The sequence below is a fragment of the Microbacterium lacus genome (genome assembly GCF_044794305.1).
Lineage (GTDB): Bacteria > Actinomycetota > Actinomycetes > Actinomycetales > Microbacteriaceae > Microbacterium > Microbacterium lacus_B.
On sequence record NZ_CP084996.1, the window covers coordinates 1,633,777 to 1,659,103 of the forward strand.

28 protein-coding genes are annotated in these 25,327 nt (G+C 65.5%); 10 read left to right on the forward strand and 18 right to left on the reverse strand.

The window, feature by feature from the left end; all coding sequences use genetic code 11:
* Positions 1-30 precede the first annotated feature (30 nt).
* Positions 31-690, forward strand: coding sequence for a pyridoxamine 5'-phosphate oxidase (pdxH, locus tag LG299_RS07975; protein ID WP_404434579.1), 660 nt, complete (start codon positions 31-33; stop codon positions 688-690).
* Here pdxH and LG299_RS07980 read toward each other — a convergent pair.
* From LG299_RS07980 to LG299_RS08015, 8 genes are all read right to left on the reverse strand, one after another.
* Positions 670-882, reverse strand: a complete 213-nt coding sequence (locus LG299_RS07980; protein ID WP_404434580.1) for a GMC oxidoreductase — start codon at positions 880-882, stop codon at positions 670-672. The genes pdxH and LG299_RS07980 overlap by 21 nt on opposite strands.
* A 38-nt stretch (positions 883-920) precedes the next feature.
* Positions 921-1,154, reverse strand: coding sequence for a GMC family oxidoreductase N-terminal domain-containing protein (locus LG299_RS07985; RefSeq protein ID WP_404434842.1), 234 nt, complete (start codon positions 1,152-1,154; stop codon positions 921-923).
* Between the two features lie 33 nt (positions 1,155-1,187).
* A complete protein-coding gene (locus LG299_RS07990; protein WP_404434582.1) occupies positions 1,188-1,631 on the reverse strand; it encodes a MarR family winged helix-turn-helix transcriptional regulator in 444 nt (147 codons plus the stop codon).
* Between the two features lie 7 nt (positions 1,632-1,638).
* Positions 1,639-2,271, reverse strand: coding sequence for an NAD(P)-dependent oxidoreductase (locus LG299_RS07995; protein ID WP_404434584.1), 633 nt, complete (start codon positions 2,269-2,271; stop codon positions 1,639-1,641).
* A 47-nt stretch (positions 2,272-2,318) separates the two neighbouring features.
* A complete protein-coding gene (locus LG299_RS08000) occupies positions 2,319-2,714 on the reverse strand; it encodes a hypothetical protein (protein WP_404434586.1) in 396 nt (131 codons plus the stop codon).
* On the reverse strand, positions 2,714-2,926 hold the full coding sequence (locus LG299_RS08005) for a hypothetical protein (protein WP_404434587.1): 213 nt from the start codon (positions 2,924-2,926) through the stop codon (positions 2,714-2,716). The genes LG299_RS08000 and LG299_RS08005 overlap by 1 nt, the downstream gene beginning before the upstream one ends.
* A gap of 114 nt (positions 2,927-3,040) precedes the next feature.
* The gene (locus tag LG299_RS08010) at positions 3,041-3,721 is read right to left on the reverse strand and encodes a response regulator (RefSeq protein WP_404434589.1); all 681 of its coding nucleotides are present in this window, start codon (positions 3,719-3,721) and stop codon (positions 3,041-3,043) included.
* Positions 3,718-4,992 (reverse strand): sensor histidine kinase, encoded by a 1,275-nt coding sequence (locus LG299_RS08015; protein WP_404434591.1) that lies wholly within the window; start codon positions 4,990-4,992, stop codon positions 3,718-3,720. Before LG299_RS08015 ends, LG299_RS08010 begins: the two co-directional genes overlap by 4 nt.
* Positions 4,993-5,088: 96 nt before the next feature.
* On the opposite strand from LG299_RS08015, the gene LG299_RS08020 reads away from it, so the two are divergent.
* Positions 5,089-5,814 (forward strand): ABC transporter ATP-binding protein, encoded by a 726-nt coding sequence (locus LG299_RS08020; RefSeq protein WP_404434593.1) that lies wholly within the window; start codon positions 5,089-5,091, stop codon positions 5,812-5,814.
* Positions 5,811-7,118 (forward strand): ABC transporter permease, encoded by a 1,308-nt coding sequence (locus tag LG299_RS08025; RefSeq protein WP_404434595.1) that lies wholly within the window; start codon positions 5,811-5,813, stop codon positions 7,116-7,118. The genes LG299_RS08020 and LG299_RS08025 overlap by 4 nt, the downstream gene beginning before the upstream one ends.
* A gap of 10 nt (positions 7,119-7,128) precedes the next feature.
* On the opposite strand, the gene LG299_RS08030 is transcribed toward LG299_RS08025, so the two are convergent.
* Entirely contained in the window at positions 7,129-8,268 is a 1,140-nt protein-coding gene (locus LG299_RS08030) for a CaiB/BaiF CoA transferase family protein (protein WP_404434596.1), read from the reverse strand.
* A 148-nt stretch (positions 8,269-8,416) separates the two neighbouring features.
* Between LG299_RS08030 and LG299_RS08035 the strand changes: the two genes are divergently transcribed.
* Entirely contained in the window at positions 8,417-9,574 is a 1,158-nt protein-coding gene (locus tag LG299_RS08035; protein WP_404434598.1) for an acyl-CoA dehydrogenase family protein, read from the forward strand.
* Between the two features lie 25 nt (positions 9,575-9,599).
* On the opposite strand, the gene LG299_RS08040 is transcribed toward LG299_RS08035, so the two are convergent.
* The gene (locus LG299_RS08040; protein WP_404434599.1) at positions 9,600-11,021 is read right to left on the reverse strand and encodes a protein kinase; all 1,422 of its coding nucleotides are present in this window, start codon (positions 11,019-11,021) and stop codon (positions 9,600-9,602) included.
* Positions 11,022-11,174: 153 nt separating this feature from the next.
* The gene (locus LG299_RS08045) at positions 11,175-11,393 is read right to left on the reverse strand and encodes a three-helix bundle dimerization domain-containing protein (protein WP_404434600.1); all 219 of its coding nucleotides are present in this window, start codon (positions 11,391-11,393) and stop codon (positions 11,175-11,177) included.
* Between the two features lie 85 nt (positions 11,394-11,478).
* On the opposite strand from LG299_RS08045, the gene LG299_RS08050 reads away from it, so the two are divergent.
* Entirely contained in the window at positions 11,479-12,381 is a 903-nt protein-coding gene (locus LG299_RS08050; protein WP_404434602.1) for a hypothetical protein, read from the forward strand.
* A gap of 2 nt (positions 12,382-12,383) precedes the next feature.
* On the opposite strand, the gene LG299_RS08055 is transcribed toward LG299_RS08050, so the two are convergent.
* The 3 genes from LG299_RS08055 to LG299_RS08065 are packed head-to-tail and all read right to left on the reverse strand — an operon-like array spanning position 12,384 to position 14,936.
* On the reverse strand, positions 12,384-13,382 hold the full coding sequence (locus tag LG299_RS08055) for a YncE family protein (RefSeq protein WP_404434603.1): 999 nt from the start codon (positions 13,380-13,382) through the stop codon (positions 12,384-12,386).
* Positions 13,372-14,034, reverse strand: coding sequence for a TetR family transcriptional regulator (locus tag LG299_RS08060; protein WP_404434604.1), 663 nt, complete (start codon positions 14,032-14,034; stop codon positions 13,372-13,374). Before LG299_RS08060 ends, LG299_RS08055 begins: the two co-directional genes overlap by 11 nt.
* Positions 14,031-14,936 carry a shikimate dehydrogenase gene (locus LG299_RS08065; protein WP_404434605.1) on the reverse strand — a complete coding sequence of 302 codons (906 nt, stop codon included), beginning with the start codon at positions 14,934-14,936 and terminating at the stop codon, positions 14,031-14,033. The genes LG299_RS08060 and LG299_RS08065 overlap by 4 nt, the downstream gene beginning before the upstream one ends.
* A 164-nt stretch (positions 14,937-15,100) precedes the next feature.
* Here LG299_RS08065 and LG299_RS08070 point away from each other — a divergent pair, with 164 nt between their 5' ends.
* Together LG299_RS08070 and LG299_RS08075 are read left to right on the forward strand one after the other, a co-directional pair.
* Positions 15,101-15,859, forward strand: coding sequence for an IclR family transcriptional regulator (locus LG299_RS08070; RefSeq protein ID WP_404434607.1), 759 nt, complete (start codon positions 15,101-15,103; stop codon positions 15,857-15,859).
* A 4-nt stretch (positions 15,860-15,863) separates the two neighbouring features.
* A complete protein-coding gene (locus tag LG299_RS08075) occupies positions 15,864-16,628 on the forward strand; it encodes an IclR family transcriptional regulator (RefSeq protein ID WP_404434608.1) in 765 nt (254 codons plus the stop codon).
* A 62-nt stretch (positions 16,629-16,690) separates the two neighbouring features.
* Here LG299_RS08075 and dctP read toward each other — a convergent pair whose 3' ends face one another.
* Positions 16,691-17,752, reverse strand: a complete 1,062-nt coding sequence (dctP, locus tag LG299_RS08080; RefSeq protein ID WP_404434609.1) for a TRAP transporter substrate-binding protein DctP — start codon at positions 17,750-17,752, stop codon at positions 16,691-16,693.
* Between the two features lie 318 nt (positions 17,753-18,070).
* On the opposite strand from dctP, the gene LG299_RS08085 reads away from it, so the two are divergent.
* Positions 18,071-19,156 (forward strand): Gfo/Idh/MocA family protein, encoded by a 1,086-nt coding sequence (locus tag LG299_RS08085; RefSeq protein WP_404434611.1) that lies wholly within the window; start codon positions 18,071-18,073, stop codon positions 19,154-19,156.
* Positions 19,153-20,541 carry an FAD-dependent oxidoreductase gene (locus LG299_RS08090; protein WP_404434612.1) on the forward strand — a complete coding sequence of 463 codons (1,389 nt, stop codon included), beginning with the start codon at positions 19,153-19,155 and terminating at the stop codon, positions 20,539-20,541. Before LG299_RS08085 ends, LG299_RS08090 begins: the two co-directional genes overlap by 4 nt.
* On the opposite strand, the gene LG299_RS08095 is transcribed toward LG299_RS08090, so the two are convergent.
* The 3 genes from LG299_RS08095 to LG299_RS08105 are packed head-to-tail and all read right to left on the reverse strand — an operon-like array spanning position 20,525 to position 22,960.
* On the reverse strand, positions 20,525-20,974 hold the full coding sequence (locus tag LG299_RS08095) for a type II 3-dehydroquinate dehydratase (RefSeq protein ID WP_404434613.1): 450 nt from the start codon (positions 20,972-20,974) through the stop codon (positions 20,525-20,527). The two genes, LG299_RS08090 and LG299_RS08095, sit on opposite strands and share 17 nt — an antisense overlap.
* Positions 20,975-21,007: 33 nt before the next feature.
* Entirely contained in the window at positions 21,008-22,288 is a 1,281-nt protein-coding gene (locus LG299_RS08100) for a TRAP transporter large permease (RefSeq protein ID WP_404434615.1), read from the reverse strand.
* Between the two features lie 3 nt (positions 22,289-22,291).
* Positions 22,292-22,960, reverse strand: a complete 669-nt coding sequence (locus LG299_RS08105) for a TRAP transporter small permease (RefSeq protein WP_404434616.1) — start codon at positions 22,958-22,960, stop codon at positions 22,292-22,294.
* Between the two features lie 290 nt (positions 22,961-23,250).
* On the opposite strand from LG299_RS08105, the gene LG299_RS08110 reads away from it, so the two are divergent.
* Positions 23,251-25,299 (forward strand): ThuA domain-containing protein, encoded by a 2,049-nt coding sequence (locus LG299_RS08110; protein ID WP_404434617.1) that lies wholly within the window; start codon positions 23,251-23,253, stop codon positions 25,297-25,299.
* Positions 25,300-25,327 lie beyond the last annotated feature (28 nt).

Consider the following 25,327-nt stretch of genomic DNA (forward strand, 5'->3'; position numbering starts at 1 on the left):
GCGCGCGGAGGTCCGGATTAGTCTCAGAGCATGACTGATCCGGGCCTTCCGCTCTCGCAGCACACCGACTACGGCGCCGAACGTCTCGACGAGGCCGACCTCGCGGCGGATCCGTCGCCGCAGTTCGATCGCTGGCTTGCCGACGCTGCCGAGCGAGGTGTTTACGAGCCGAACGCCATGGTCGTCGGCACGATCGATGCCGACGGCGTGCCCTCCAGCCGCACGGTGTTGCTGCGCGCCCACGACGAACGCGGCTTCGTGTTCTATACCGATCGGTCTTCGCGCAAGGGTCGTGCGCTGGCTGCCCATCCGGTGGCGACACTTCTCTTTCCCTGGTATTCGCTGCACCGCCAGGTGATCGTGACCGGAGATGTCGCGCCGGTCGGCGACGACGAATCGGATGCCTATTGGCGCACAAGACCGCACGGGTCGCGCCTCGCGGGCACGGCCAGTCGACAATCCGAGCCGATCGCTTCCCGGGACGAGCTGGAGGCCCGTGTGCGCGAGCTCGAGGCCGAACACCCCGAGGGCAGTCCTGTCCCCCGCCCCGGGAGGTGGGGTGGGTACCGCGTGACACCGTGGCGGATCGAGTTCTGGCAGGGTAGAACGTCCCGGTTGCACGACAGGCTCGTCTTCACCCGCGACGGATCCGCGCGGGGCGAATGGAAGCTAGAGCGACTCCAGCCCTGACAGCAACTGCTCGGCGAGGATCGCACCAATCGCCATAGCCGCCGACGCGGGACCCCGCGAAGGTACGACCGGCAGGATCGAGGTGTCGGCGATACGCAGATTCCGGATGCCGCGCACCCGGCCGGCGCCGTCGACCACCGCGTAGCCGTAGGTGATCCTCGGGGCGGCAAGCGGGTTGGCGGATGCTGCCACCACCGTCCCCCGTGAATACGGGCGCTGGAGTCCGACGATCAGCCCAAAGGGCGCGACGCGGTCATCGTCGTCGCCGAGGCCAGCAGCTGATCGGCCGGGCCAATGCCCGACGCGAGCAGGAGCCTAGGAGTGCCGAATCCGCCGGAGGCGATGACGACTTCGTCTGCCTCGATCACTCCGCGCCAGCCATCGGCGTTCGCGACTTCGACACCGATCGCGCGGCCGTCCTCGACGACGACCCGCAGCGCCCGACAATTGCTGCGTACTTCGATCGGCCTTCCTGATTGCGCGCTCGCGAACGACGCCTACGCGCCACTCGATACTTTGCTGAGGGATGCTGCGAGCCCGTCGAGTTCGTCGTCGGTCAGTTCGGCGAACCACGGCGCCACCCGCAGGACGCTCGCCGCCTCGAAGGCTGCGACATCCGCCCGCGCGGAGGCGGTCAGCATGAGCACGCGTGAACGGCCGTCTTCGTCGGAGATCGTCTGTTCGACGAGCCCCTGTTCGCGCAGCTGATCGACGGTCTGGGTGATGGCTCCAGGCGTCACGCGAAGAAGGGATGCGAGGTGCCCGGGCGTGATCCGCTCGGCGGAGTGAGCGAGGACGAACAGGATGTCGAGCTGCGTTCGCGTAAGGACCGCGTCACCGAAGGGAGTCTGCCTCGGAGCAGCGAGCTCGCGTGAGAGCGCCACTACCGCCTCGAGAACGGCTCCGATCTGCGTCGCCCGCGAGGTGGTGAGAGCCGTCATCCGAGGCTCACGCGCTCACGAAGGGCATCTGCCCGACAAAGGTGCGGTCATCGACTTGCGTGAGGATGAAGTCGGCGAGGTCATCCCGACTGATCTGCGTGCTCGCGTTCACGCCGACCCAGCCGACCCGGTAGTTGCTGACACCGGGCTTCTCGGTCAAGCGCGGGCCGCGCACGACCGTCCAGTCCAGTCCCGAGGCCTGGAGCACTGCGAGGTGGCTCTCGGCATCGGCGAGCACGTGACCCGCGAGCGTCTTGAGCAGAACGCGGATCATCTTGTCGGCAACCCCGGGCTTGTCGGGCGGCGCGGAAAGACCGCCGCCCGAAAGAGTCACAATGCGCGTCAGTCCGGCGTGCTTCATCGCGTCGACGATGTGTCTCGTGCCGTCGGTCTGCAGCGTCGGTGATGAGCCCTTCACCTGACCGAAGAGGCTGAGCACAGCATCCGCCCCCGCAACGGCCCGGTCGACGGCAGCGGGATCCTGGACGTCACCCCGAATGACGGTGAGGTTCGGCGACGAGATCGAGAGCTTGGCCGGGTCGCGGACGAGGACGCGCACGGTGTAGCCGACGGCGAGCGCTCTTTCGAGCACGCGCCGACCGGTCTTGCCCGTCGCACCGAAAAGGGCAATAGTGGTCATGCAACTATTTTAGCGACTAAACGAAGTGATGGCGCCTCGCGACCGAATCAGTGAACTCCAGGATCGATCCGCGCGTCGTCGTCCCACGACATCGTGCGTGCGACCAGGTCGTCGAGTTCATCTCCCTCGACGACGACACCGATGTCCGCGAGGCGCTGGGCGAGCAGTCGACTGGCCGTGGCGCGATCATCGATGCCCTGCACGACGATATCGCCGCGGGTCTGCACGATCACCCCCTCGAGACGCTCGTCGGCCGTGGTGTCATTCATGTCCTGCGCGGGCTCGGTCTGCGGGCTCGGTTCATTGTCGCCAGAAGAGACCGGTCCCGACCACTCACCGCCCTCATCAGGGCCGCTGCCGTCGGCGTTGGGGTGCCCCTCCCCCTTGTCGGGGTAGTTGCCACCCGGCTCGTCGAACGTGTCGGCGGTGCTCGAGTCGCTCATCACAGCGCGTCTCTCGAGGTGACCGTGGCGTCGGGATCCAACCCGCCGTCCAGCGCATCATCGACGACTCTCTCGGTTCCCCCGGAGACACCCTCTTCGTCCGCGCTCATGTCCGGATCTGCTACCTGACCAGGGGTGGCGGACTCGATGGGCGCGTCGGCTTCTACCGGCGCATCAGTGGGAAAGTCTTCAGAAGTTCGCTTGTCGTCCATTGCGACATCCTTTCGTCGATGACCCCAGACTCGCTGACCCGAGCCCGCGCGCACAGGGGGTTGACCAGCACAGCCTTCGCGTGCAGAGGTCGTCAAGACGCTGACGCTGTCGGCTTACTCGACGCCCGGTCGAACGAGCCCGTTCTCGTAGGCAGCGATCACCAGTTGGGCGCGGTCGTGGGCCGAGACCTTGGTCATGATGCGGTTGACGTGCGTCTTCGCCGTCAGGGGCGAGATGACCAGGGCCTCGGCGATCTGCGCGTTGCTGAGGCCTTGGGCCACCATCACGAGCACCTCGGTCTCGCGTTCGGTGAGCGCACCGAGGTCGACCGGAGGCGCCGACGAGAACGCCGCCGATTGATCGGTGCGTGAGTACCGGTCGATGAGCGCGCGTGTCGCGCGGGGCGACAGCAACGCTTCGCCGACGTGCACGGTGCGCACGGCCGCGACGATCTCTTCGGGGTCCGCGCCCTTTCCGATGAATCCGCTCGCCCCGGCTCGGAGCGCCTGGACGACGTACGCCTCGTCTTCGAACGTGGTGAGGATCAGCACGCGGGTCCCCGACAGGTCGGTATCGGCGCAGATCTGCCGAGTGGCCCAGATGCCGTCCCGCTCGGGCATCCGCACGTCCATGACCACCACGTCGGGCCGGAGCCTCTGAGCTTTACGCAGGGCATCCTCGCCCGTCGACGCTTCGCCGACGACGTCGAGGTCTGCCTCGTGCGCGATGAGTCCCGCCACTGCCGCACGGATCACCGGCTGATCATCGACCACCAGCACAGAAACCTTCGTCATGTCGAGCCCTCTTCGGGCGGTAGCGGAATCAGTACTTCGAGCACGAATGCCGTTCCGTCACGTCGGGCTTCGCGGCGCGCGTGCACCGACCCCTCGACCGGCTCGACACGCTCGCGCATCCCGATGAGCCCGTATCGCCCCGACGGCGCGGATGCGAGTGAGGTGCCGACGAGATTCTCGACGCGGAGCACCAATCCGCCGTCGACCACCCTGGCAGAGGCAGTAGCGGCCCCGTCACCGTGCTTCAGCGCGTTGGCGAGCCCTTCCTGCATCACCTTGTACGCCACGACGTCCGCAGCCCCCCGCAAACCGTCGATGTCGGTGGCGAGGTCGGCGGTCACCTCGAGCCCGGTCGAGCGAAAGGACTCGACGACGAGCGGGATGTTCGCCCAGGTTGCGACCGGCGCCAGCGCCTCGCCATCATCGGCCACCCCGCGAAGAAGGTGCAGCAGCGCACCGATCTCGTCGAGCACGATTCGGGCGGAGTGCTGGATGCTGGTCAGCAGAGCGGTCGCACGTTCGGGGTCGTTCGGCAGGGCGTTCTTGGCGACGCCGGCATTGAGGTTGATGGCCGCCATCTGGTGACCGGCGGCGTCGTGTAGATCACGCGCGATGCGGAGGCGCTCCTCCGTCACCCTGCGCTCGGCTTCGAGCTCACGCGTGCGCTCGGCTCGCTCGGCACGTTCGGTGATCGCATCGATGTACGCCCGCCTGCTGCGGGTGGCCTCGCCCAACGCGGCAGCCCCGACGAGCACGGCCACGGGCTGCAGCATCCATGCCACGTAGCGATCCTCGGGGCCGAAGAGTGCGACACTCGCGACGAGCAGACCTGCGGAAGCGAGAAGCGCGAACAACACGACGCGTCGGTCGGCGGTGACCGCTGCGAGTCGGTACAGGCAGATCGCGCAGGCCAAGACCAGACCCAGATTCGCGGTCGACCACAGCGGAGCTGCCGCCGCGATCAGGGTGGTGACCGCGAGCAACGTGCGCGGAAACCGTCGCGCCAGCGGCAGCGCCGCGGCGACGGCGATGCCGACCGCGAGCCCCGCCCACGGTGATTGGTTCTGCGAGGCATCAGCGAAGGGCATCGTGGCCAGTGCCCCGAGCGCGACAGGCAACCCGAGCAGGACGTCGGACACCCACGCGGGCATCCGCATGCGCGCCGAGGGCTCCACCGCCGCAGGGGTGGAGGACGACTCGGCGATGCAGGCGATGGTGACCTCCTCGAAGCGGATGCATCGAGCGTGCCACACCCGACCGGACCGCGGCATCCGTCATTCGCAGTGTTCGTTCGTACTGCGCCTGCGGTACGCAAGTGTCGACAGCGGGCGGATGCTGCTGCCCGCCCGGCGAACGACGCTGGAAGCATGACCACCATCACTTCAGCTACGGCCCCACCGCCGACGAAAGCGCGCGTGTTCGAGACCCGTGACCTGACCAAGACCTACGGGCGCGGATCGACCCGGTTCGACGCGCTCCGCGGGGTGTCGCTGCGCATCGAGGACGGACAGAGCGTCGCGATCACCGGTAAGAGCGGATCCGGAAAGTCCACGCTCATGCACATCCTCGCCCTCCTCGACGCACCGACATCCGGCGACGTGCTCATGAAGGGCGAGAGCGTCAGCACGCTCTCCTCGCCCGCGGTGAACAAGGTGCGCAACGCCACTTTCGGTTTCGTGTTCCAGCAGTTCTTCCTCATTCCGAACGCGACGGTGCTAGAGAACGTGATTCTTCCGCTGAAAATCGCCGGCGTCTCTCCGCGCGCGCGTCGCCGTCGCGGAATGGAGGCGCTCGAAGCGCTCGATATGGCCGACAAAGCAAAGAACAAGGCAACCGACCTGTCGGGCGGTCAGAAGCAGCGGGTCGTGATCGCCCGCGCACTGGTGAACGATCCGAGCATCATCTTCGCGGATGAGCCCACGGGCAATCTCGACTCCGCCACCGGCGCGATCGTCGAAGACATCCTGTTCGACCTCAACAGAAATCGCGGCATCACGCTGGTGATCGTGACCCACGAGCGTGACCTCGCCGCCCGGTGCGATCGGCGCATCCAGATCCACGACGGCCTGCTCGTCGAGGAGGTGGCAGCATGAACGCCCGCGACATCATCGGAACAGCGGTGCAGAGCACGTTCCGCAGCAAGCTGCGCACGACCCTCACCGTGATCGCGATCTTCATCGGCGCATTCACCCTGACGACGACGTCGGCCATCGGTACGGGCGTGTCGACCTACATCACCGCCCAGGTCGCCGCGATCGGCGCCGACGACGTGCTGCTGGTCACGAAAGCCGCAGAAGGTACGCCTGTCGACGCCGGCGACGGCCCGCAACCGTACGACCCCGATGCTGTGGCGGGCGGGGGCGGACCCTCGGGTCCGGTCGCTCTGCCCGGGCAGGGCGCGCCCCTCACCGTGGCCGACATCGATGCGCTCCGAGCGACCGACGGGGTCGTCGCGGTGACTCCGCTGAGCAGCATCTCGCCGGCGTGGATCGAGTACGGCGACAATGGCCGGTTCGAGGTGAGTGTCAACGTCGCCGCGGGTGTCAGCCCGGCCGACCTGGCTGCAGGTACGGCCCTGAACAACGACACTTCTGACTTCGAGGTGCTGCTGCCGACGAGCTACCTCGAGAACCTCGGATTCGGCAGCGCAGAGTCCGCCATCGGCGAGACAGTGGTGTTCGGCGTCGATGACTACCTCGGCGAGCGCTCAGAGGTCTCGGCGACCGTTGTGGGCATACAGAACGAGTCTCTGCTCGGCAGCGGCGTGAGCCTCAACTCGGCGCTGTCGAACGAGATGGAAGAGATCGGGTCGACCGGCAAACCGTCGACCATCGAGACGACCTTCGCCCAGGCGACGGTGCAGATCACCGAAGGAATGAGCAGCGCAGATATCGCCGACCTGCAGGATCGACTGGCAGAGGACGGCTTCGCGGCTCAGACCCTCGAAGACCAATTGGGAACTTTCCAGCTCGTGATCAACGGAATCGTCGGTGTGCTCAATGCCTTTGCCGTCATCGCCCTGCTGGCGGCCGGTTTCGGAATCGTCAACACCCTGCTCATGAGCGTGCAAGAGCGCACCCGCGAGATCGGTCTGATGAAGGCCATGGGCATGAGCGGAGGACGGGTGTTCGCTCTCTTCAGCCTCGAAGCTGTCTTCCTCGGGTTCTTGGGAAGCGCGCTCGGTGCGCTCGCATCGATAGCGATCGGCGTGCCGCTCAGCGGGGTGCTCTCGCAGACCGTGCTTTCGGGCCTGCCGGGGCTGAACGTCCTGCAGTACGCGCCCGGTTCGGTCGCGACGGTCATCTTCGTGGTGATGGGCCTGGCGTTCGTCGCGGGTACGCTGCCCGCGCGTCGCGCCGCACGTCAGAACCCGATCGAGGCGCTGCGGTACGAGTAGTGCACGCGGGTCAGGGGGCGAGCCACCCCCTGATCCGCGGGCCGTGCTCATCGAGCGCGGGTGGATGCCCGGGGGTGCGAGGTTCAAACGCCGAGTACGTGATCGGGTTTCGGACCTGCGCCGGGTGCCCCGCTCCGACCGACACCGTAGGAGCCAGCCCGAGATCTTCGGCGAGCGCGAGCGCCTCGTCGATGCTGTTCACCTTTCCGGCAGGAACCCCGGCCAGAAGCATCCGCTGCGCCCACCCGTCGATGGAGTCGCCGATGAGAAGCCTCTCGATCTCGGCGATCATCTCAGGGTGGTGTGCAACCCGGTCGGCATTGGTTGCGAACCGTGGGTCGTCCGCCAATTCCGGTGCGCCTAGCACGCCCACGAGAGCGGCCCACTGCCGGTCGTTGCCGGTCGTGATGGCGAGAAATCCGTCGCCGCAGCGCACCGCATCGTATGGGGCGATCGACGGATGCCGGTTGCCCAGCCGCTCAGGAGCCACCCCCGTTGCAAGGTAGCCCGACGCCTGGTTGGCGAGCGACGCGAGCAGGCTCGACAGCAGGTTGACCTCTACGTGTTGACCCTCGCCGGTCTGGTCGCGGTGGCGGAGTGCGGCGAGCGTGCCGATCACGGCGTCTTTCGCCGTCAGCAGGTCGACGACGGCGACGCCCACTTTCTGCGGCGGTCCGTCCGGGTCTCCGGTGATCGACATCAGGCCGCCGAGCGCCTGGACGAGGAAGTCGTAGCCGGGCATCCCCGCTCCCCCCGCGGAGCCGAAGCCTGTGACCGAGACATAGACGGCGCGCGGGTTCCGCTCCCGCACCGACGCGGGGTCCAGCTCGAACCGGGCGAGTGACCCTGTGCGGTAGTTCTCCACCACAACGTCGGCGCGACCTGTCAGCGCGTGCGCGACCGCGAGGTCAGCAGCATCCGTGAAATCCAGCGCCACCGACTCCTTCGACCGGTTCGCGCTTTCGAAGTACGAACTGCTCGAACCCGCCCAGGGCGGACCCCACTGACGGGTATCGTCCCCGAGGCCCGGCCGCTCGACCTTCACCACGCGCGCGCCGAGGTCGGCGAGCATCATCGTGGCCGACGGGCCCGCGAGCACCCGGCTGAGATCAGCGACGAGGATGCCGTCGAGGGGAAGTCCTGAGGTCATGGGGCTCCTTCGACCGTGGGTGTGCCATCCTATCGATCGGTCGCCCCCGAGCCGCCTGCACTGCATACAGGCTGCCCGCACTGCCCTGCGCTGCCATCACTGCTTAGGGTGGGAGTGCCCGCAATGACGCTCGAGAAAGCCACCGCCGATGCATCCGTCAGATCTCATCTCTTTCGACACGGCGTTGACCGCCGACGAGATCGCGTTCCGCGAGCGCGTGCGCGGGTTCGTCGACGAGGCGATCCGGCCGAACATCGCGGACTGGTACGAGCGGGCGGTGTTTCCGCGCGAGATCGTCGCGCCGATGGCCGAGCTGGGCCTCCTCGGCCTGCACCTCGACGGCTACGGCTGCGCCGGGCGCTCAGCCGTGGAGTACGGGCTCGCCGCCGCCGAACTCGAGGCGGGCGACTCGGGCCTGCGCACCTTCGTCTCGGTGCAGGGGTCGCTCGCGATGACCGCGATCCACCGACATGGCTCTGAGGAGCAGAAGCTGGAGTGGTTGCCGCGAATGGCGGCGGGCGAAGTGATCGGATGCTTCGGCCTGACCGAGGCGGGCGCAGGATCCGACCCCGCCAGCATGACCACATTCGCGCAGCGCGACGGCACCGACTGGGTGATCACGGGCGGCAAGCGCTGGATCGGCCTGGCGACCCTCGCCGAGGTCGCGGTCATCTGGGCGCAGACCGACGACGGCGTGCGCGGGTTTCTCGTCCCGACGACCAGCCAGGGCTTCACCGCGACGCCGATCGCCCCGAAACTGTCGATTCGCGCATCGGTGCAGTGCGACATCACTCTTGACGACGTGCGGGTTCCGGCAGAGGCGATGCTCCCGCACGCCCGGGGGCTCGGCGGCCCGTTCGCGTGCCTGAACGAAGCCCGGTACGGGATCGCCTGGGGCGTGATGGGCGCGGCCCGCGACAGCTACGAAGCGGCCCTGGGCTATGCCCTCGAGCGTCGACAGTTCGGCAAGCCTCTCGCAGCTTTTCAACTCACCCAGCAGAAACTCGTCAATATGGCGATCGAGATCGACAAGGGCTTTCTTCTCGCGCTGCATCTCGGGCGGCTGAAAGATGCCGGCACACTCGCCCACCACCAGATCTCGGTCGGCAAGCTCAGCAACGCCCGCGCGGCGATCGAGGTTGCCCGCACCGCCCGCACGGTCCTCGGCGGAAACGGGGTCACGCTCGACTACTCACCGCTCCGTCACGCGAACAACCTCGAATCAGTGCGCACCTACGAAGGCACCGACGAGATGCACACCCTGATTCTCGGCGCGCAGATCACGGGCATCCCCGCGTTCGCGTAGTCCGTCGCGAGCGGAGGCGAGGTCGTCAGTCGTTCTTGCCCTTACCTTCGTTGCCCTTGCCGCTGTTCCCCTTGCCGCTGTCGTTGTTCCCGTTGCCGTTGCCGTTATTACTGTTCCCGTTGCCGCTGTTGTTGCTTTCAGGAGCGGGATTCTCGGGCGCGGGATTCTCGGGGGCCGGATTCTCGGGGGCCGGATTCTCGGGGGCCGGGTTCTCGGGGGCCGGGTTCTCGGGGGCCGGGTTCTCGGGAGCGAGCGCAGGCTCCTGCACCGGCTCGGGAACGAGCGGCTCTTCGATTGCGGGCTGTGCGGGCACGATCGCGGGAGCCGAGAGCATCGCTCCGCCGACACCAACGACTGACGCGATCCCCGCGCCGATCGCGAGCACCACGAGCGGCCTCCTCCACTGCCTGCGTCGAGTTGTGACGGTGTTCGAGGCCTGTGAATCGGCTTCGACAGGAAGGTGCGCAGCAGTCTGCAACGCCGCCCGAGGCGCGACCGCCCCGACCGTTGCCGGCACAACGAGGGTTGGCGCGTCGACGGTACGGTGCGTTGCCGGAGCGCCGTCGCCGATTGTGGCGTCATTCCCTCCCGCCGGGCCAATAGCGGAAGCAGAACCCAGGCGCGTGATCGCGACCACGGCCTCAAGAGCAGTGGGGCGGGCAGAAGGTTCACGTGCGGTCATGGCCGACAACAGCGCCGCCCAGCCGGGTCCCACGGTCGACGGAATGATCGGCTCCTGCGAGAGTCGCGCGAGCGCGGCCTCGTGCGCCGCGATCTGAGGAAAGGCGCGTTGCCCGGTGAGCGCCTCAAGCAGGAGAAGTCCGAGCGAGTAGATGTCGGACGCGAGCAGGGGCGCGGAGCCCGTGACCTGCTCGGGACTGAGATACGCCACCGAGCCGATGACGGTTCCCGGCGTGGTCAGGCGGGTGGAGTCGACGAGGTACGCGATTCCGAAGTCGGCGAGCTTGGCGTGAAACTCTTCACCAGGAACGCTCGATGCCCGCAACAGGACGTTGGCGGGCTTGATATCGCGGTGGACGATGCCTGCCTGGTGCACGACATGGAGCGCCTCAGCGAGATCTCGACCGATTCGGGACACGCTCGCGTGCGAGAGCGCACCCTGCGTAAGGCGGTCGTCAAGAGAGGGTCCGTCAACGTATTCCATGACGAGGAAGAGAGGTTCGTTCTCGCCCACCTGGGCGTCGAAGAGCGTCACGAGCGCAGGATGGTTCAGCCCGGCGAGAAGGCGAACTTCCGATGTGGTCCGCGCGATCGCGGCCGCTCCGTCACGAAAGACCTTCACCGCGACCGTGCGGCCCAACACCGTGTCGCGCGCCTGGTACACGACACCCATTCCGCCCTCTCCGAGGCGGGTTCCGAGCTCGTAACGGCCACCGAGGAGCGACGTGCCCGCGTTGGCGAGAGCTGTGCCGTTGGTGACATCCATCGTCGTTCCTCCTTCCCGTGGCGCCGCCTATTCGGGCACCGAGGAACGAGCCTATGCTCGACCGCGTTTTCGGCCACCCCGTGGACTTCGCCGTCCGAGCGTGATACCACCCTGAGTCAGCGGACGTCGGCAATGCGCTGAGCGCCCTCAGTTCTAGGCCGCGCGTCCGTGCTCAGAGCGAAGCCGACGAAGCACGTTGTGCTCGACGAGCACGGGGACGTAATCGCGCAGGCGAGCACCGTCGAACGACTCGAGTTCGTCGGCAATGAGCGCGAAGACGGCGTCTTCGGTCACCTCCGGGAAACGCTGACGCAGACGCTCGGCCAGATAGACGAGCGCCTCGAACTCGTTTTCGGGGTGCGTGCAGGTCACCCCTCAATTCTCGCGCAGATCGTCGCTGTGCGGCCGTGTTTCTGCCGCGCGGCCGACTCTCCTGCCGCGCTCTACGCTGGCAGGCATGGGATCGACAATTGAGCCGGCAGAGCTGCGCAGCTTCGTCACACACACCGAGAGCAAGATCTCACCGAAGACATCCGCGAACCTCTACGGTCGAGCCGAAATGCTGGCGAAAATGCCGATGTCTCTGCAGCGGTGGATCGTCGCCCACGCGTCGGGCGAGGAATACATGGGGTTCGTCGTCGACCCGTACTGCGTCTTTCTCGCTTACGAAATTCACGACGCGGATGCTGCGAGCACGCTGTTGCCGCCGGGCTACCGGCTCATCCCGACGGCGATGTTCGCCGACGAGACACCCCGCCTGTGCGCGATCCTGGGCGCCTTCAACGTACGTGCCTCCTTCTTCTGGGGAGCCCGGGTCGAGCTGTACCTCATCGCCGAGAACACCCAGACCGGCATGCTCACGTGGGTCATCTGCGATTACGAGTCCAACACGATCAACTACGACCCCGGTGAGGGGTTCTCGGCAGCGACCACCAACCGCGCGATCATCACGACCTCGCACGCCGGCGAGGTGATCGTCGATGTTCAGAGCAAGGAGCGTCCACACACCCTGACCGTGGCGGCCCCGGTGCCTGCCGGGTCGATGTGCGCGCTCGACCAGCGGCTGTGGATCGACGGGAACCTTTCGGTCGACTACGGTGGGCGCCTCGCCCACGATGGCTCGGAGCCGTTCGGGCTCATCTTCGACCCGGCCGAGATGACCCAGGCACTGCGCATCCCGCTGGAGTCGGTCGAGGTCACCGCCAACAGCTTCGGCACCGCGTTCCGGGATGACGTTCCCTTCTCGGTGGCTGTCTTCCCCTTCGCGCAGCACTTCCTCACCACCAGCTATCCGGAGTCGCGCCCGATCCGCGACCAGCGATCACTCGAGGCTGCGGTCCGGGCGCAGATCGCCTCGTAGGTTTAGTGAGTCTGCGCCGCGACGGAGGGAGGAACCGGCGCCCACGCCAGTCCATCCGGATTCCTCCCGGTGGGGATCAATCGCTGCACGCACAGCCGTTCCAGATCGACTTCGACGACCAGATCGACCTCGCTGCACGCCGAGTACGCGTAGCGCCCCGTCGGTTCAAGGACGATCGACTGCGGGCGCGGCGGCACATCCACAACGCCGACGACCGAGCGCGTTCTCAGGTCGACGACCGCAACCTGCGAGGTCGAACGAAGGGCGATCACGAGGCGTTCCCCGTCGGCGGTGACCGCACTACCGAAGCCCAAGCCCGGGAGCGCGATCCAGTCGACCACCCGCAGATCGCGGGTGTCGATCACAGCTAGACGGGGCGTGTCCTGATCCGCCGTGAAAGCCATCCGGCTTTCAGCGTCGAAGGAGATGCGGTTGATCTTGGCCGCAACGTTCACGACTCCTCTCAGCGATCCCTCGCGGAGGTCGATGATGCTGACAGAGCCTGGTTGCACGTTGGCGACGGCGATGCTGGTGCCGTCGGCTGAGATGGCGAACATGTGGGATTGGGGTGCCCCGGTGGGAAGACGCCCCGCCAGCCGCATCCCGTGCGGATCGAACACACAGATCGACTCATCGAGCTCGGCGCTCACGTACAGCATCCCGTCCGAGCCCAACTGCGGAAGGTGTGGACGCGCCGCGAAAGGAATGCGCTCGGTGCGGACCAGCGCCGGCTCGACAAGATCGACGATGTCGATTGCTCGCCCATCAGAACCTGCGTGACCAACGGGGGCGTCGCTGTACACCGGCAGGTAGGCAATCGTGCCATCGAGCGATGCGATCACTTCGTGAGGGCTGACACCCGACGAGAGGACGACCCCGAGGGAACGTCCGCCCCGAAGATCAAGGAGGTCGAGCGATCGGTCGTCCTTGCAGACCACCAGCAGCCTTCCGTCCGCCACTCCGCTTTCTTCCATCGTCATCACCGCGAGATCAGTGGGCATCTGGAGCCCGGTGACGATCGGTCATGGTGGCCACAATCATGTCGCCGATCAGTCGCCGGTGCGGATCTTGGAGGGCAGGTTCCAGCATGTCTCGATGGAAGATCGCAGCAAACGTGTGGCGGTTGGCAACGTGAAAGCAGGCATACGCGCTGATGATCATGTGCACATCGACCGCGTCGACGTCGGAACGGAAGATTCCGGCACTCACTCCTCGCTCGATGACTTCCTGCAGAAGGGTGATCGCTGTGACGTTTTCGCGCAGGATCGTCTCGGACTGCCGCAGATGCTCTGCGCGATGGATGTTCTCGATGCTGACGAGTTGGATGAACGCTTCGTGAGTCGTGTGATGGTCGTACGTCACTTCGGCGATCTTGCGCAACGCCTCGTCCGGCGCCAGCGCATCGATCCGAATGCCTCGCTCCACGGTGCGGATCTGCGCGTACGCTCGCTCGAGGACCGCCAGGTATAGGCCCTCTTTCGACCCGTAGTAGTAGTAGATCATTCGCTTCGTCGTGCGTGTTCGCGCGGCGATCTCATCCACCCGTGCTCCCGCGTAACCATTGGCCGCGAACTCGGCGGTCGCCACCTCGAGGATGTCGCTCTGGGCACGGATCGCGCGGTCGGTCACGGCGCGGTCGTGAAGATCGCTCATCGAGAACTCCCTCCCGAGTGGGACCGACCCTCGGCACCGACGAGTGCGCGGAAGTGGCGCTCCATCCGGGCTCGATCCGGCACCGTGCCCGTGATGATCTGGAGACTGGCGTAGGCCTGGCCTACAGCCATCCTGCCCCCGTCGAGTACCGGGTGCCCTCTCTCCTCTGCACGCCGGAGCAGCTCGGTCTGAAGCGGGCGGTACACGACCTCCGACACCCACGCGCCGGCGCGCAGGAGTGAGAGATCGAATGCGACACCCGGGTGATGACTCATCCCCATCGGCGTGGCATGCACGACGCCGTTCGCTCCCGCAATCCCGCCATCGAGAGCGGCACGAGGAACCGCGACAATCGATTGATCGGGGAAAAGAGCCTGCATTCGGCCAGCGAGATTTTGTGCGCGTTGGTAGTCGACATCACACAGGCCGAGCCGTGTGGTGCCGTGCGAGAGCAGCGCGTAGGCGGTGGCCGCTCCGGCACCACCACAACCGATCTGCAGGACGCGGTCGAAGGATGCATCCGGCAACCCGACGGTGAGCCCGTCGCGGAATCCGATCCAATCGGTGTTGTACCCGATGAGATGACCGTCGTCGAAGACCACCAGATTGGCCGCCTGCAAGCGCGCGGCATCCGCGTCCAACTCATCGACGAGGTCGAGCACGAGTTGCTTGCACGGGTGGGTGATGTTCATCGCGGCGAAGCCGTCGCGCTTGGCCTCGTCGAGTACGCGACCGACGTCTTCGGCTCGCAGGCCCAGCTCGATGAGGTCGAAGGTGCGGTACTCGTAGTCGAGCCCGAGGGCGGCGGCCTCGGCCTCGTGCATCGGCGGCGTGAGCGACACGGTGATTCCCTCGCCGACGAGGCCGACGAGGTAGTGCTCGCGGTGTCTGTGCGCGGTCACTGGTCAGCCTCCATCATTCGAGGTGCGCATGGAGCCTTCCTGCGTTCACCGGCATTGGTGTCCGCGCGATTCGACAACAGCATTGCATAGAAACGTACGAACTAGTACGTTCGGTAATCACAGGGCGATCGACGACGATTCAACCGGTTGGGAAGTGATACTCGATGACGAGTCTCGCCGAATGGAACACACCCCCCGTTCCGACGGGCGGCCCTGCCTCCGTGCTCGACCGCATCATTGCCATCATCGATGCGGTGAAGGAATCCGATGCGTCGTTGACCATCACCGAACTAGCCGAGCTGACGACTCTTCCCAAATCTACCGTGTCTCGCCTGGCCGCGGAGTTGACTGCTCAGCGGTATCTCGAGCGTACCGACGAGGGTGTGCGGCTCGGGCTTCGGCTGTTCGAACTGGGCTCGCGAGCCAGCATGCCCCGTCGTCTGCTGACCGCCGCTGCGCCGGTGATCCGCAGTCTCCGCGAGATGACCGGAGAACGCGTCGGACTCTGGGTCCAGCAGGGAACCGACATGATGTCCATCGCCGCGGTCGGCGGCAGGTTGCCGATGCTTCCCACGCGGGCGGGAATGCGTTCGCCCGCGTTGACGACGGCAAGCGGCAAGGCGTACCTCGCCTTCTGTGCTGATCAGAGTGTCGTCAACCGTGTCAGCGCACCTCTCTTCGACGAGGCGGCAGACCACTTCCGGGACGAACTCAGCCACGTCCGCACCGCTGTGGTGGCTACAGACATGGAGGTCTCCTACCCCGGCATCCTCGCCGTCGCGAGTCCAGTTCTTTCGGCCGACCGCGTCGTGCTCGGCGCCATCTCGATCGCCGGGCCGAGCGGTGCGATGGATCCCGATCACATCGCGCCTCTCGTGCGCGCTGCCGGCAAGGCCCTCACGCGGCGCTTGACTGCGGCCTAGCAACGTGCGCACAGCAGACTGGACCACGTCGGTCAGCGTCCTCGATCGAGTGACCGCCGTCTTCGAAGCGTTCGGACCACAGGACGACGGGCTCGGAGTTTCGGAGTTGGCCCGTCGAGCAAACCTGCCAAAATCTACGGTTTCGCGGATCGTTGCCGAACTCGTGGGCCAGCGTTTGCTCGACCGCGATGGAGACAAGGTCTACCTCGGCATCCGCCTCTTCGAGCTCGGCCAGACCGTCGAGCAGCCTCGCAGACTTCGCCGCCTCGCTCTTCCCGTCATGACCGAACTGCGCAATCTGACCGGCCAGACCGTGCATCTCGCGGTCCTCGACGGCGCAGACGTGGTGATGATCGCCATCGTGCGCGGCGAGCCCACCACGAAGCCGCCCGCACGGGTGGGCCAACGCCTCCCCGCCCACGCGACCGCGCTCGGCAAGGCTCTGCTGGCGTATTCGCCGCACGAGACCGTCGTAGGGATTTCCAGCGCTGGCCTCGTGCCGCGTACACCACAGACAATCTGCGATCCGGTTCACCTGCACCAGGAGCTCGTCGAGATCAGGCGCACCGGCCTGTCAGTCGAGCGCGAGGAGTGCGTGGCCGATCAGGTCTGCGTCGCAAGCCCTATCCTCGGCCATGGCGGCGCTCCCTGGGCAGCGATTTCGGTGAGCGGTCCGGTCACCGAACTCTGGCCCGACCGCGGTGCACCGGCGGTGCGTGCCGCGGCGCTCTCACTGACCCGACGGGTGACCACCGGTCGCAGCGCGTGAGTCCACACCGCAAGAAACGGGGAGGGGCGCGAATCGCACCCTCCCCGTTCCCTTGCAGGGGGTTATTCAGCGAGCTCGCGGATGGCCTGGTAGGCCTCGAGGCTCTCGTCGGTGAAGTAGCCCTCGAAGAATGCCTCAGACTTCGAGATGAACGCATCCATGTCGATGTCGTCCTGCTCGATCACCGTGAAGGCGTCGTCGCCACGGTACTCATCGAGGATCTCTTCGGTGGCCTCGTCGACGCAGTCGCGGTTCTCGGGACGGATCTCGTGGATGGTCTCATCCAGCAGAGTCGCCTGCTCTTCACTCAGCTTGGCGTAGGTCGCATCACTCACGATGATCCAGTGAATGCCGACGTTGTGATCATTGAGAACGATCGTGTTCAGCACTTCGTCGTAGCTGGACGAGTGCGTCGCGACAATCGGGTTCTCCTGGCCGACCGCGATGCCCTGCTGCAGAGCGGAGTACACCTCTTCGACGGCCACCGAAACGGGGCTCGTGACACCCAGCGCCTCTGCGTTCGCCAAGAACTGCGGCGAGTTGGGGAAGCGGATCGGAACGCCGTCGAGGTCATCGGGGCTGCGGACCTCGACGTCCTTCGTGGTGAAGGTGCGAGAACCGAAGAACCATCCGTCAACCACCCGGACGCCGGTAGCGTCGTGGAAGGCGGTGAACAGGTCTTCGGATCCGTTGTCGATCCAGTCGAAGGCGTGCTCGACGTTGTCGAACGCGTAGGTCGCGTCGACCACACCGATCGGCGCGAACGTCGAGCTGAGCGCCGAAGCTCCCTGCAGGTCGATGTCGATGTCTCCGGCCTGAACGAGCGGGAAGCGGTCGGCGTCCGGGCCGAGCTGGCTCGCGGGGTAGAGCTCGACGGTGAAGCCGATGTCGGCACCCTCGAGGCGCTCCTGGAGGAGCTCGACACCGCAGTAGTAGTTCGGCGTCTCTTCGTTCTGACTGGTGGCGACCGAGATCGTGACTTCCTCGTTGGCCTCGGCGGCCGGTTCTGAGGCCGTGCTATCTGGTGCGTCGCCGCCGCCGGAACAGCCGGCGATGACGAGGGTGAATGCTGCGAGCGCCGAGGCGGAAATGATGCCTCTGCGTGTCGATCGGGCTGCGCCCATGGGACTCTCCTCTTGCTTCGTGCACGTCTTCGTGCATGCGCCGACGTGACATTCGGTGGCTGAATCCCGACTATCGGTCGGCGCGTCCACTGTTGCGGATGAAATCGTCGACCACGCTGCTCGAGAAACGGCCCGGTGGCAGTGCTGACTCTGACTGACTTCGCTTGCTTCGCATAGCGATGTCCCGTCGAGTGGAACAGGGGGTTGGTGTGAGCCCCGCGCGGCGTTCACCGCTGAATGGAACGCGCTCGGCGCGCAATTTCATCGTGTCATACGCTCGGGCATGACTATGGTCACCGTGTCGTCGGAGGAGGCTTTGTGGCACGAAGCGAGGTTCGGCCCACCCGTATCGGCATCATCGGTTGCGGGTTCATGGGTCGCCAGCACATCGAGTTCGTTCGGGCCTCTTCCAGAGCGGAGGTCGTTGCCGTCGCCGACCCCGCGGCACCGTCAGGCGCCTTCGGCGTGCCGACGCACGACGGCGCGACGTCCATGCTCAAGGCCGAGCAGCTCGATGCGGTGATCGTCGCGAATCCCAACGCGATGCACGTCGACACCGCTATCGACTGCCTCGCCTCGGGCGTGGCAGTCCTGCTCGAAAAGCCGGTCGCCGTCGACTATGCGCAGGCACTGCGGCTCGTCGCGGCCGTGACCGAATACGACGGCCGCCTGCTCGTCGGTCACCACCGACGTCACCACCCGGCGATCCGCCGGGCACGTGCGGCAGTAGCTGACGGCGACCTGGGGCAGATTGTCGCCGTCAACGGAATCTGGTCGGCGCGCAAAGAGGATTCCTACTTCACGGAGGCGCCGTGGCATCGCGAGGCCGGCGCGGGCGTCCTGCTGATCAACGCCGTGCACGACCTCGACCTCTTGCGCCACCTCTGTGGTGAGGTTGCCCAAGTTCAGGCGTTGCGAAGCTCGCACGCTCGCGGATGGGAGGTCGAAGACACCGTGTCGCTGAATCTGAGGTTCGACAGCGGCGCCGTCGGTAGCTTCGTCGCCTCAGATGCGGGCGTCTCGCCGTGGGGCTGGGATCAGTCGACCGAAGAGACAGCCTCCTTCCCCTTTCTGCCCGACAGCTTTGCGTATCAATTGGTCGGCACTCGTGGCGCGCTCTCTGTTCCCAATCTTGCGATGTACAGGTACGACCGATCCGTCTCTCCTGATTGGCACTCTCCGCTGTCGCGCACGTATCTGTCGTTTCCGCAGCGCGGGTCGTTCCAGGCCCAGCTCGAGCACTTCTTAGATGTCGCACGGGACGAGGCGCCCCCTCTCGTCTCGGCTGCGGACGCCGCGCTCACCCTCGGTCTCATCGAGGCGGCACAGCGCGCGGCCCACACGGGTACGACGGTTGACGTCGCCCACTTCCGCGCCGAGATCGAGTCGACGGTCCCGTCGTGACCACGCACGATGCCCACCACGTTGATGCCGTTGTCGTCGGTGGCGGACTCGCGGGTCTGGCGGCGACTTACCGGCTGGCCGAGCGCGGGGCACGCGTCGCGCTCGTCGAGAAGCGCGATCGCTTGGGTGGCAGCTCGGCGATGAGTGGAGGGTGGTTCGCGCTTTCGGGCACGGCGGTCCAGCGCCGCGCCGGCGTCGACGATACATCCGACACGTTCCTGGCTGACATGGTGGAATCCGGCGGCGGCTTCGCCGATGAGAAGTTGTTGCGGCGTCTCGTGGAACGTGAGGGGCACGCGATCGAGACGATCGAACGCGCCCGCGCGTGGACGGACGAACTCAAAGTCAGCGCGGGGATGCGGGTCGCGCGCGCCCACCTGGTCCGCATCCCCGAGCTGCTGGCTTTTCTGGAACAGCAGGCGACGCAGCATGGCGCGACTGTATGGCGTGCGAATGCAGCGACCTCCCTCGCCTGGGACGGAAGCCGCGTGGTCGGCGTGCGAACGGAGCACGCCGAGTTCCACGCGCGCGCAGGGGTCGTTCTCACTACCGGCGGGTTCTCGCGCTCACAAGAACTGATAGAGCTCTTCGTGCCGAATCAATCGGGAGCGATGCCGTACGGAGGCGCGGGCAACTCGGGTGACGGACTTCGCATGGCATGGATGCTGGGTGCCGGGTTTGCTGATATCGGACATGTCGGCGGCACCTACGGTCAACATGCAGAGACGACCGATGAAGAGCACGAACTGCTCACCGCGAACTACCTCGGCGCGATCTTGGTCGATGCCGACGGTGATCGCTTCACGGACGAGTCGGCGTCTTACAAGATTCTGGGCACCGCCGTCCTGAAGCGACCGCAACGATTGGCTCACCAGATTTTTGACGCCGTTGTTCGAGCCCGGTCACGTCCAGGCGTTCCGCTCTCCGATATGGAGCGCATCGACGAGCTGGGACACCTGGTGCGTGCGCCGACCCTCATCGACCTCGAAGAAAAGCTCGGAATCCCGCCGGGGCGCCTCGTGCGCACCGTCGACGCCTACAACGAGGGTGTGGCAGGGCGCCGCGACGACTCCTTCGGGCGGACTGGTCTGGTGAACGGTGTGGGCGCGCTCGTTCCGATCGCGACCGCGCCGTTCTTCGCGTACAGCGCCGTCACAGCGCTGACCTCGACCTACGGCGGACTCAGCGTGACGCCCGACACGGCAGTCACTCGTGTGGACGGCACACGCATCGAGGGACTCTATGCCGCCGGGGAGCTGGTGGGAGGCTTCCACGGGGCGTCGTACATGACGGGAACCGCGCTGACGAAGGCTCTCGTGTTCGGAATCGAAGCCGCCCACACGATCGCCGGCAGCGGACACCTCGTTGTCAGTCGGTCGAACTGATCATCAAGCGGTCGACGGCGCGAAGCGCCAACTCGTACCCGTACGCGCCCGCACCAACGATGACCACCCGTGCTGCCGACGAGATGATCGAGCGCTCGTGCAGAGCGTCACGGGCGTGGATGTTCGTGATGTGCACCTCGACTATCGGCGTGGTCAACATTTTGAGCGCGTCCAGCAGGGGAACCGACCCGAAGCTGAACCCCGCCGGATTGATCACGACGGACGCGTTCTCGCGGAACGCTTCATGAACCCACTCGACGACCTCGTGTTCGGCGTTGGATTGGGCGAAGACCAACGCCATGCCCAGCTCGTCCGCGATTCGAGCGCAGTCGGCGTGGATTTCGTCGAGCGTTGTCGTGCCGTAAACCTCCGGCTCGCGCAGTCCGAGCATGTTCAAGTTCGGCCCGTTGAGAACGTAGAGCTTTCTAGGCACGGGTTGGTCCTCCGCCGTGGTGGCTGCCCGGGATCACATCAAACCGAGCAGGTTCGGCAGGAACGTGACGATCGGCGGGATGAATGTCAGCAGCAGCAGGACGACACCGAGAGGAATGAGGAACGGAAGGATGCCTCGGAACAGCTCACCCATGGGTCTGCGGGTGATGGACCCGACCACGAACAGCACTGCTCCGACCGGTGGCGTCAACGACCCCAGCATCAGGTTCAGGATCATGATGACACCCAGCTGAACGGGGTCGATACCGTACTCTCCGATGATCGGCATGAGAATCGGCACGAGCACGAGGATCACGGGCGGCGCCTCGAGGAAGATGCCGAGCAGAATGAGCAGCACGTTCAGCAGCAACAGGAAAACGAGCGGGTTGTCTGTCAGTCCGGTCAACCACTCACCCAGGTTGCGTGAGACCTGCTCGCGGGCCAGCACCTGACCCATGAGGTTGGATGCTCCGAGGATGAGCAGGATGCCGGCCGAGATGATGACCGTCTCTTTGGCGGCCTTCCAGAAGACCTGCAGTGTCAGTGTCCGATAGATCACGCCGAGGATGAGCATGTAGAGCGCGGCAATGCCCGCACTCTCGGTGGGTGTGAACCATCCGCTGAAAATGCCACCGAGGATGATCACGGGCAGCAGTGCCGGGCCGAGAACGCGTGCGGTGGCCTTGCCGAGCATGGAGCCATCGAACGGACGGGTCGTCGCGACCTTGGGGTGGAATCGCACCCAGATGAAGATGTACAACGCGAGCCCGACCGCCATCAGACCAGCCGGAATGATCGACCCGGCGAACAGCGCTCCGGTCGAAATCGAGGCGGTCGCGGCGAAGAGAACCGCCGGGATGCTCGGAGGCATGACAGTGCTCATCAACGAACCCGAAGCGGTCAACCCAGCCGAGAAGCCGTAGGGATAGCCGGCCTTCAGCATTTGGGGGATCTGTACCTTGCTCGTGGATGCAGCATCCGCCAACGCAGACCCGCTGATCCACGAGAACCCGACCGCAGTGCCGAGGTTGACGTAGGCGAGGTTGCCGGGGAGTCGGGGCAGGAGCGCCTTCGCGAAGTCGTACATCCGCGTCGCGATGCCGAGATGATTGGCGATCGTGCCGACGAAGATGAACAACGGCACTGCGAGCAGCGGGAAGCTGTTGACGCCGTTCACGATCGACGAGATCGCGTACCCGGCCGAGAGCCCTTGGCTGTAGAAGTAGAGCATGCTCGCGGCGATCATCGCGAACGCGACGGGCACACGAATCAGCAGGAGGACGACGAGCAGCAGGACGTAGAGCCAAAGATCCACGGGTCAGGCCTCCATCTCGCCGATGTCGAGCTGGTGCTCGGGGCGATTCGCATACGGGATCTTCATGCTGGAGTGAATGGCCGCCGACACGAACCCGATCAGGGCGAAGACATACAGCACGCCGATGGGAATGCTCATGGCGGCGCTGAGTCTGCCCCATTCGGTGTCGATCTTCACAAACGCCTCATAGGCGAGCGCCAGACAGGTGACGGCCATGATGACGGCGGAGGTGACCCGGAGCGCGACGAACAGCTTTCTGCCCGCCAAGAGAGCATCGAACACCTGGAGCACGATGTGACCGTTTCGTCCGACGAGATAGCCGGTAGTGATGAAGGTCATCGCCACCATCGACATCAGAGCGAGCTCTCCTGAGCCGACCCAACTGACGGCGGGAAAATATCGCCCCAGAACCTGGTACATCACTCCGAAGATGATGAAGGAGAAGAGAACGACACCGATGGTGATCTCGATCGCCGAGAGAATCTTGATGAATCGCGGATCCCGCGGGACGCCTTGATTGAGCTTCGGAGCTGTGTAGAAGGTGTCGGTGTGACCGTAAATCGACTCCCCAAGCCTCCCCTCGGTGGCCGAGGCAGGCCCAACGCGACGTTCGCCCACCGGCTCCGCGACGGGCTCGTTCTCTGGCTCCTGACCAGGGTCGTTCGTGCTCACGATGTCACCAAATCGGTGTACCGGTGCATGTGCCAACCTCCCTGTTGGTGCGCGAGCGCATCTGCGCTCGAACACGACCGCCTCTGTGACTCTGAGTCCTCACGCCGAGTCTGCAAAGCCCAGTCTCGCCGAATGGGACACCTGTCGGTGACGTGCGCGCGCGCACACGGCTTACTGGGTGGAACGTCCTTTGCCCCGCCTGTGCGGCGCGGCATAGATTCCTGCCGAGCTTGGGCTTCCATTGCGCGGACCGTGCCCGGGCCTCGGCACGATCGATCAAAGGAGATCAGATGAAGTCCATGATTCGCTCGGGGGTCACGCTCGCTGCTGCAGCGGCCCTCGGGATCGGCATGCTGACGGGTGGTGCGGCCGTCAGCAGTGCGAGCAGCATCGGCGGAGGCGCCGCTGCGAAGGTGATGGCCGCCCAGCCCACTTCAGATCCTCTCTACGGGGTGTGTCGTGGGATTGATCCTGAGTGCTACAACGACGAGGGCAGCAATGGGTGGGTTGAGGGTGAAGAGAAGCGTGTGCTCATCTGGAGCCGTACCGCTGGTCCTCGCCATGCACACCTGGGCACTGCGCTACCGCCGGGACTGAACCCGACGCTGGGTGCGAACAACGTCGCGCAGGCTGCGCTCAAGGCGTGGGTGGAGGAGCGCGGGATCGCGGTGGACTACACCGAGGACCTGACGCAGTTCACCAACCTTGACCGGTATCAGGCGGTCATCAACCTCAGTGGCAACCGTGACACGTTCGACGTCGCCGCTCAGGACCGCCTGGTGGAGTACATCCGCGGAGGCGGCGGCTTCGTCGGCATCCACAACGCGTTCGGCGCTGAATACGACTGGCCGTACTACGAGGGCCTGCTCGGTGGAGCGAACTTCCTCAACCACGGTCCGAACCGTGAGGGAACAGTCGAGGTCATCAACAACAAGGACGTCTCGACGTCGTTCATGCCCGAGACGTGGCTCTTCAAGGACGAGTGGTACAACCTTCGCCCGTACCCGACCAATGTCAACGTACTGCTCGAGATCGACCAGGCAACAAGCGAGATGCGCCCCGACGGTCATGGCGAAGAGCACCCCGTGAGCTGGTGCCAGTACTACGACGGTGGCCGATCATGGCTGACGACACTCGGTCACGATGTTGCAGGGTGGACCGACGCCCCGCTCCCCGGAGAGGAGTACTTCAAGCAGCACGTACAAGAAGGCATCGAAAGCGCCATGGGCACCAAGACCTTCTGCGCTCCTGCAACAGACGCCCCAGAAGTGACGGTCACTCCACGCACCCTCGGGTCGAAGGCCTTTGTTTCGGTCGCCGTGCGCAACCCTTCGGACGTGACGGTAGCGGTAAAGGTCGAGGCCTCGTTCGGGTCGAAGTCCTTCCGGAACCTCAAGCCCGGAGAGACGGTGTCGGTCTCGCTCAACACGAGGGTGATGCCACTGCCCGCGGGTGAACTCACCGTTACCTCGACGGGAGAGCGCGATGGCGAAACATTCACCGAGACGGTAACGGCCGAGTACGGGTCGTACTACGGGGTGTGTCGTGGGATTGATCCTGAGTGCTACAACGACGAGGGCAGCAATGGGTGGGTTGAGGGTGAAGAGAAGCGTGTGCTCATCTGGAGCCGTACCGCTGGTCCTCGCCATGCACACCTGGGCACTGCGCTACCGCCGGGACTGAACCCGACGCTGGGTGCGAACAACGTCGCGCAGGCTGCGCTCAAGGCGTGGGTGGAGGAGCGCGGGATCGCGGTGGACTACACCGAGGACCTGACGCAGTTCACCAACCTTGACCGGTATCAGGCGGTCATCAACCTCAGTGGCAACCGTGACACGTTCGACGTCGCCGCTCAGGACCGCCTGGTGGAGTACATCCGCGGAGGCGGCGGCTTCGTCGGCATCCACAACGCGTTCGGCGCTGAATACGACTGGCCGTACTACGAGGGCCTGCTCGGTGGAGCGAACTTCCTCAACCACGGTCCGAACCGTGAGGGAACAGTCGAGGTCATCAACAACAAGGACGTCTCTACGTCGTTCATGCCCGAGACGTGGCTCTTCAAGGACGAGTGGTACAACCTTCGCCCGTACCCGACCAATGTCAACGTACTGCTCGAGATCGACCAGGCAACAAGCGAGATGCGCCCCGACGGTCATGGCGAAGAGCACCCCGTGAGCTGGTGCCAGTACTACGACGGTGGCCGGTCATGGCTGACGACACTCGGTCACGATGTTGCAGGGTGGACCGACGCCCCGCTCCCCGGAGAGGAGTACTTCAAGCAGCACGTACAAGAAGGCATCGAAAGCGCCATGGGCACCAAGACCTTCTGCAGCAACTGATGCCGAAGCGGATCGTCCGCTGAAGCAC

Bases quoted from the DNA above. Each gene is read 5' to 3' on its own strand.
- pdxH (WP_404434579.1), top strand. From the start codon at position 31: ATGACTGATCCGGGCCTTCCGCTCTCGCAGCACACCGACTACGGCGCC.
- LG299_RS07990 (WP_404434582.1), bottom strand. From the start codon at position 1,631: ATGACGGCTCTCACCACCTCGCGGGCGACGCAGATCGGAGCCGTTCTC.
- LG299_RS07995 (WP_404434584.1), bottom strand. From the start codon at position 2,271: ATGACCACTATTGCCCTTTTCGGTGCGACGGGCAAGACCGGTCGGCGC.
- LG299_RS08000 (WP_404434586.1), bottom strand. From the start codon at position 2,714: ATGAGCGACTCGAGCACCGCCGACACGTTCGACGAGCCGGGTGGCAAC.
- LG299_RS08005 (WP_404434587.1), bottom strand. From the start codon at position 2,926: ATGGACGACAAGCGAACTTCTGAAGACTTTCCCACTGATGCGCCGGTA.
- LG299_RS08010 (WP_404434589.1), bottom strand. From the start codon at position 3,721: ATGACGAAGGTTTCTGTGCTGGTGGTCGATGATCAGCCGGTGATCCGT.
- LG299_RS08015 (WP_404434591.1), bottom strand. From the start codon at position 4,992: ATGCCGCGGTCCGGTCGGGTGTGGCACGCTCGATGCATCCGCTTCGAG.
- LG299_RS08020 (WP_404434593.1), top strand. From the start codon at position 5,089: ATGACCACCATCACTTCAGCTACGGCCCCACCGCCGACGAAAGCGCGC.
- LG299_RS08025 (WP_404434595.1), top strand. From the start codon at position 5,811: ATGAACGCCCGCGACATCATCGGAACAGCGGTGCAGAGCACGTTCCGC.
- LG299_RS08030 (WP_404434596.1), bottom strand. From the start codon at position 8,268: ATGACCTCAGGACTTCCCCTCGACGGCATCCTCGTCGCTGATCTCAGC.
- LG299_RS08035 (WP_404434598.1), top strand. From the start codon at position 8,417: ATGCATCCGTCAGATCTCATCTCTTTCGACACGGCGTTGACCGCCGAC.
- LG299_RS08040 (WP_404434599.1), bottom strand. From the start codon at position 11,021: ATGGATGTCACCAACGGCACAGCTCTCGCCAACGCGGGCACGTCGCTC.
- LG299_RS08050 (WP_404434602.1), top strand. From the start codon at position 11,479: ATGGGATCGACAATTGAGCCGGCAGAGCTGCGCAGCTTCGTCACACAC.
- LG299_RS08055 (WP_404434603.1), bottom strand. From the start codon at position 13,382: ATGCCCACTGATCTCGCGGTGATGACGATGGAAGAAAGCGGAGTGGCG.
- LG299_RS08060 (WP_404434604.1), bottom strand. From the start codon at position 14,034: ATGAGCGATCTTCACGACCGCGCCGTGACCGACCGCGCGATCCGTGCC.
- LG299_RS08070 (WP_404434607.1), top strand. From the start codon at position 15,101: ATGACGAGTCTCGCCGAATGGAACACACCCCCCGTTCCGACGGGCGGC.
- dctP (WP_404434609.1), bottom strand. From the start codon at position 17,752: ATGGGCGCAGCCCGATCGACACGCAGAGGCATCATTTCCGCCTCGGCG.
- LG299_RS08110 (WP_404434617.1), top strand. From the start codon at position 23,251: ATGAAGTCCATGATTCGCTCGGGGGTCACGCTCGCTGCTGCAGCGGCC.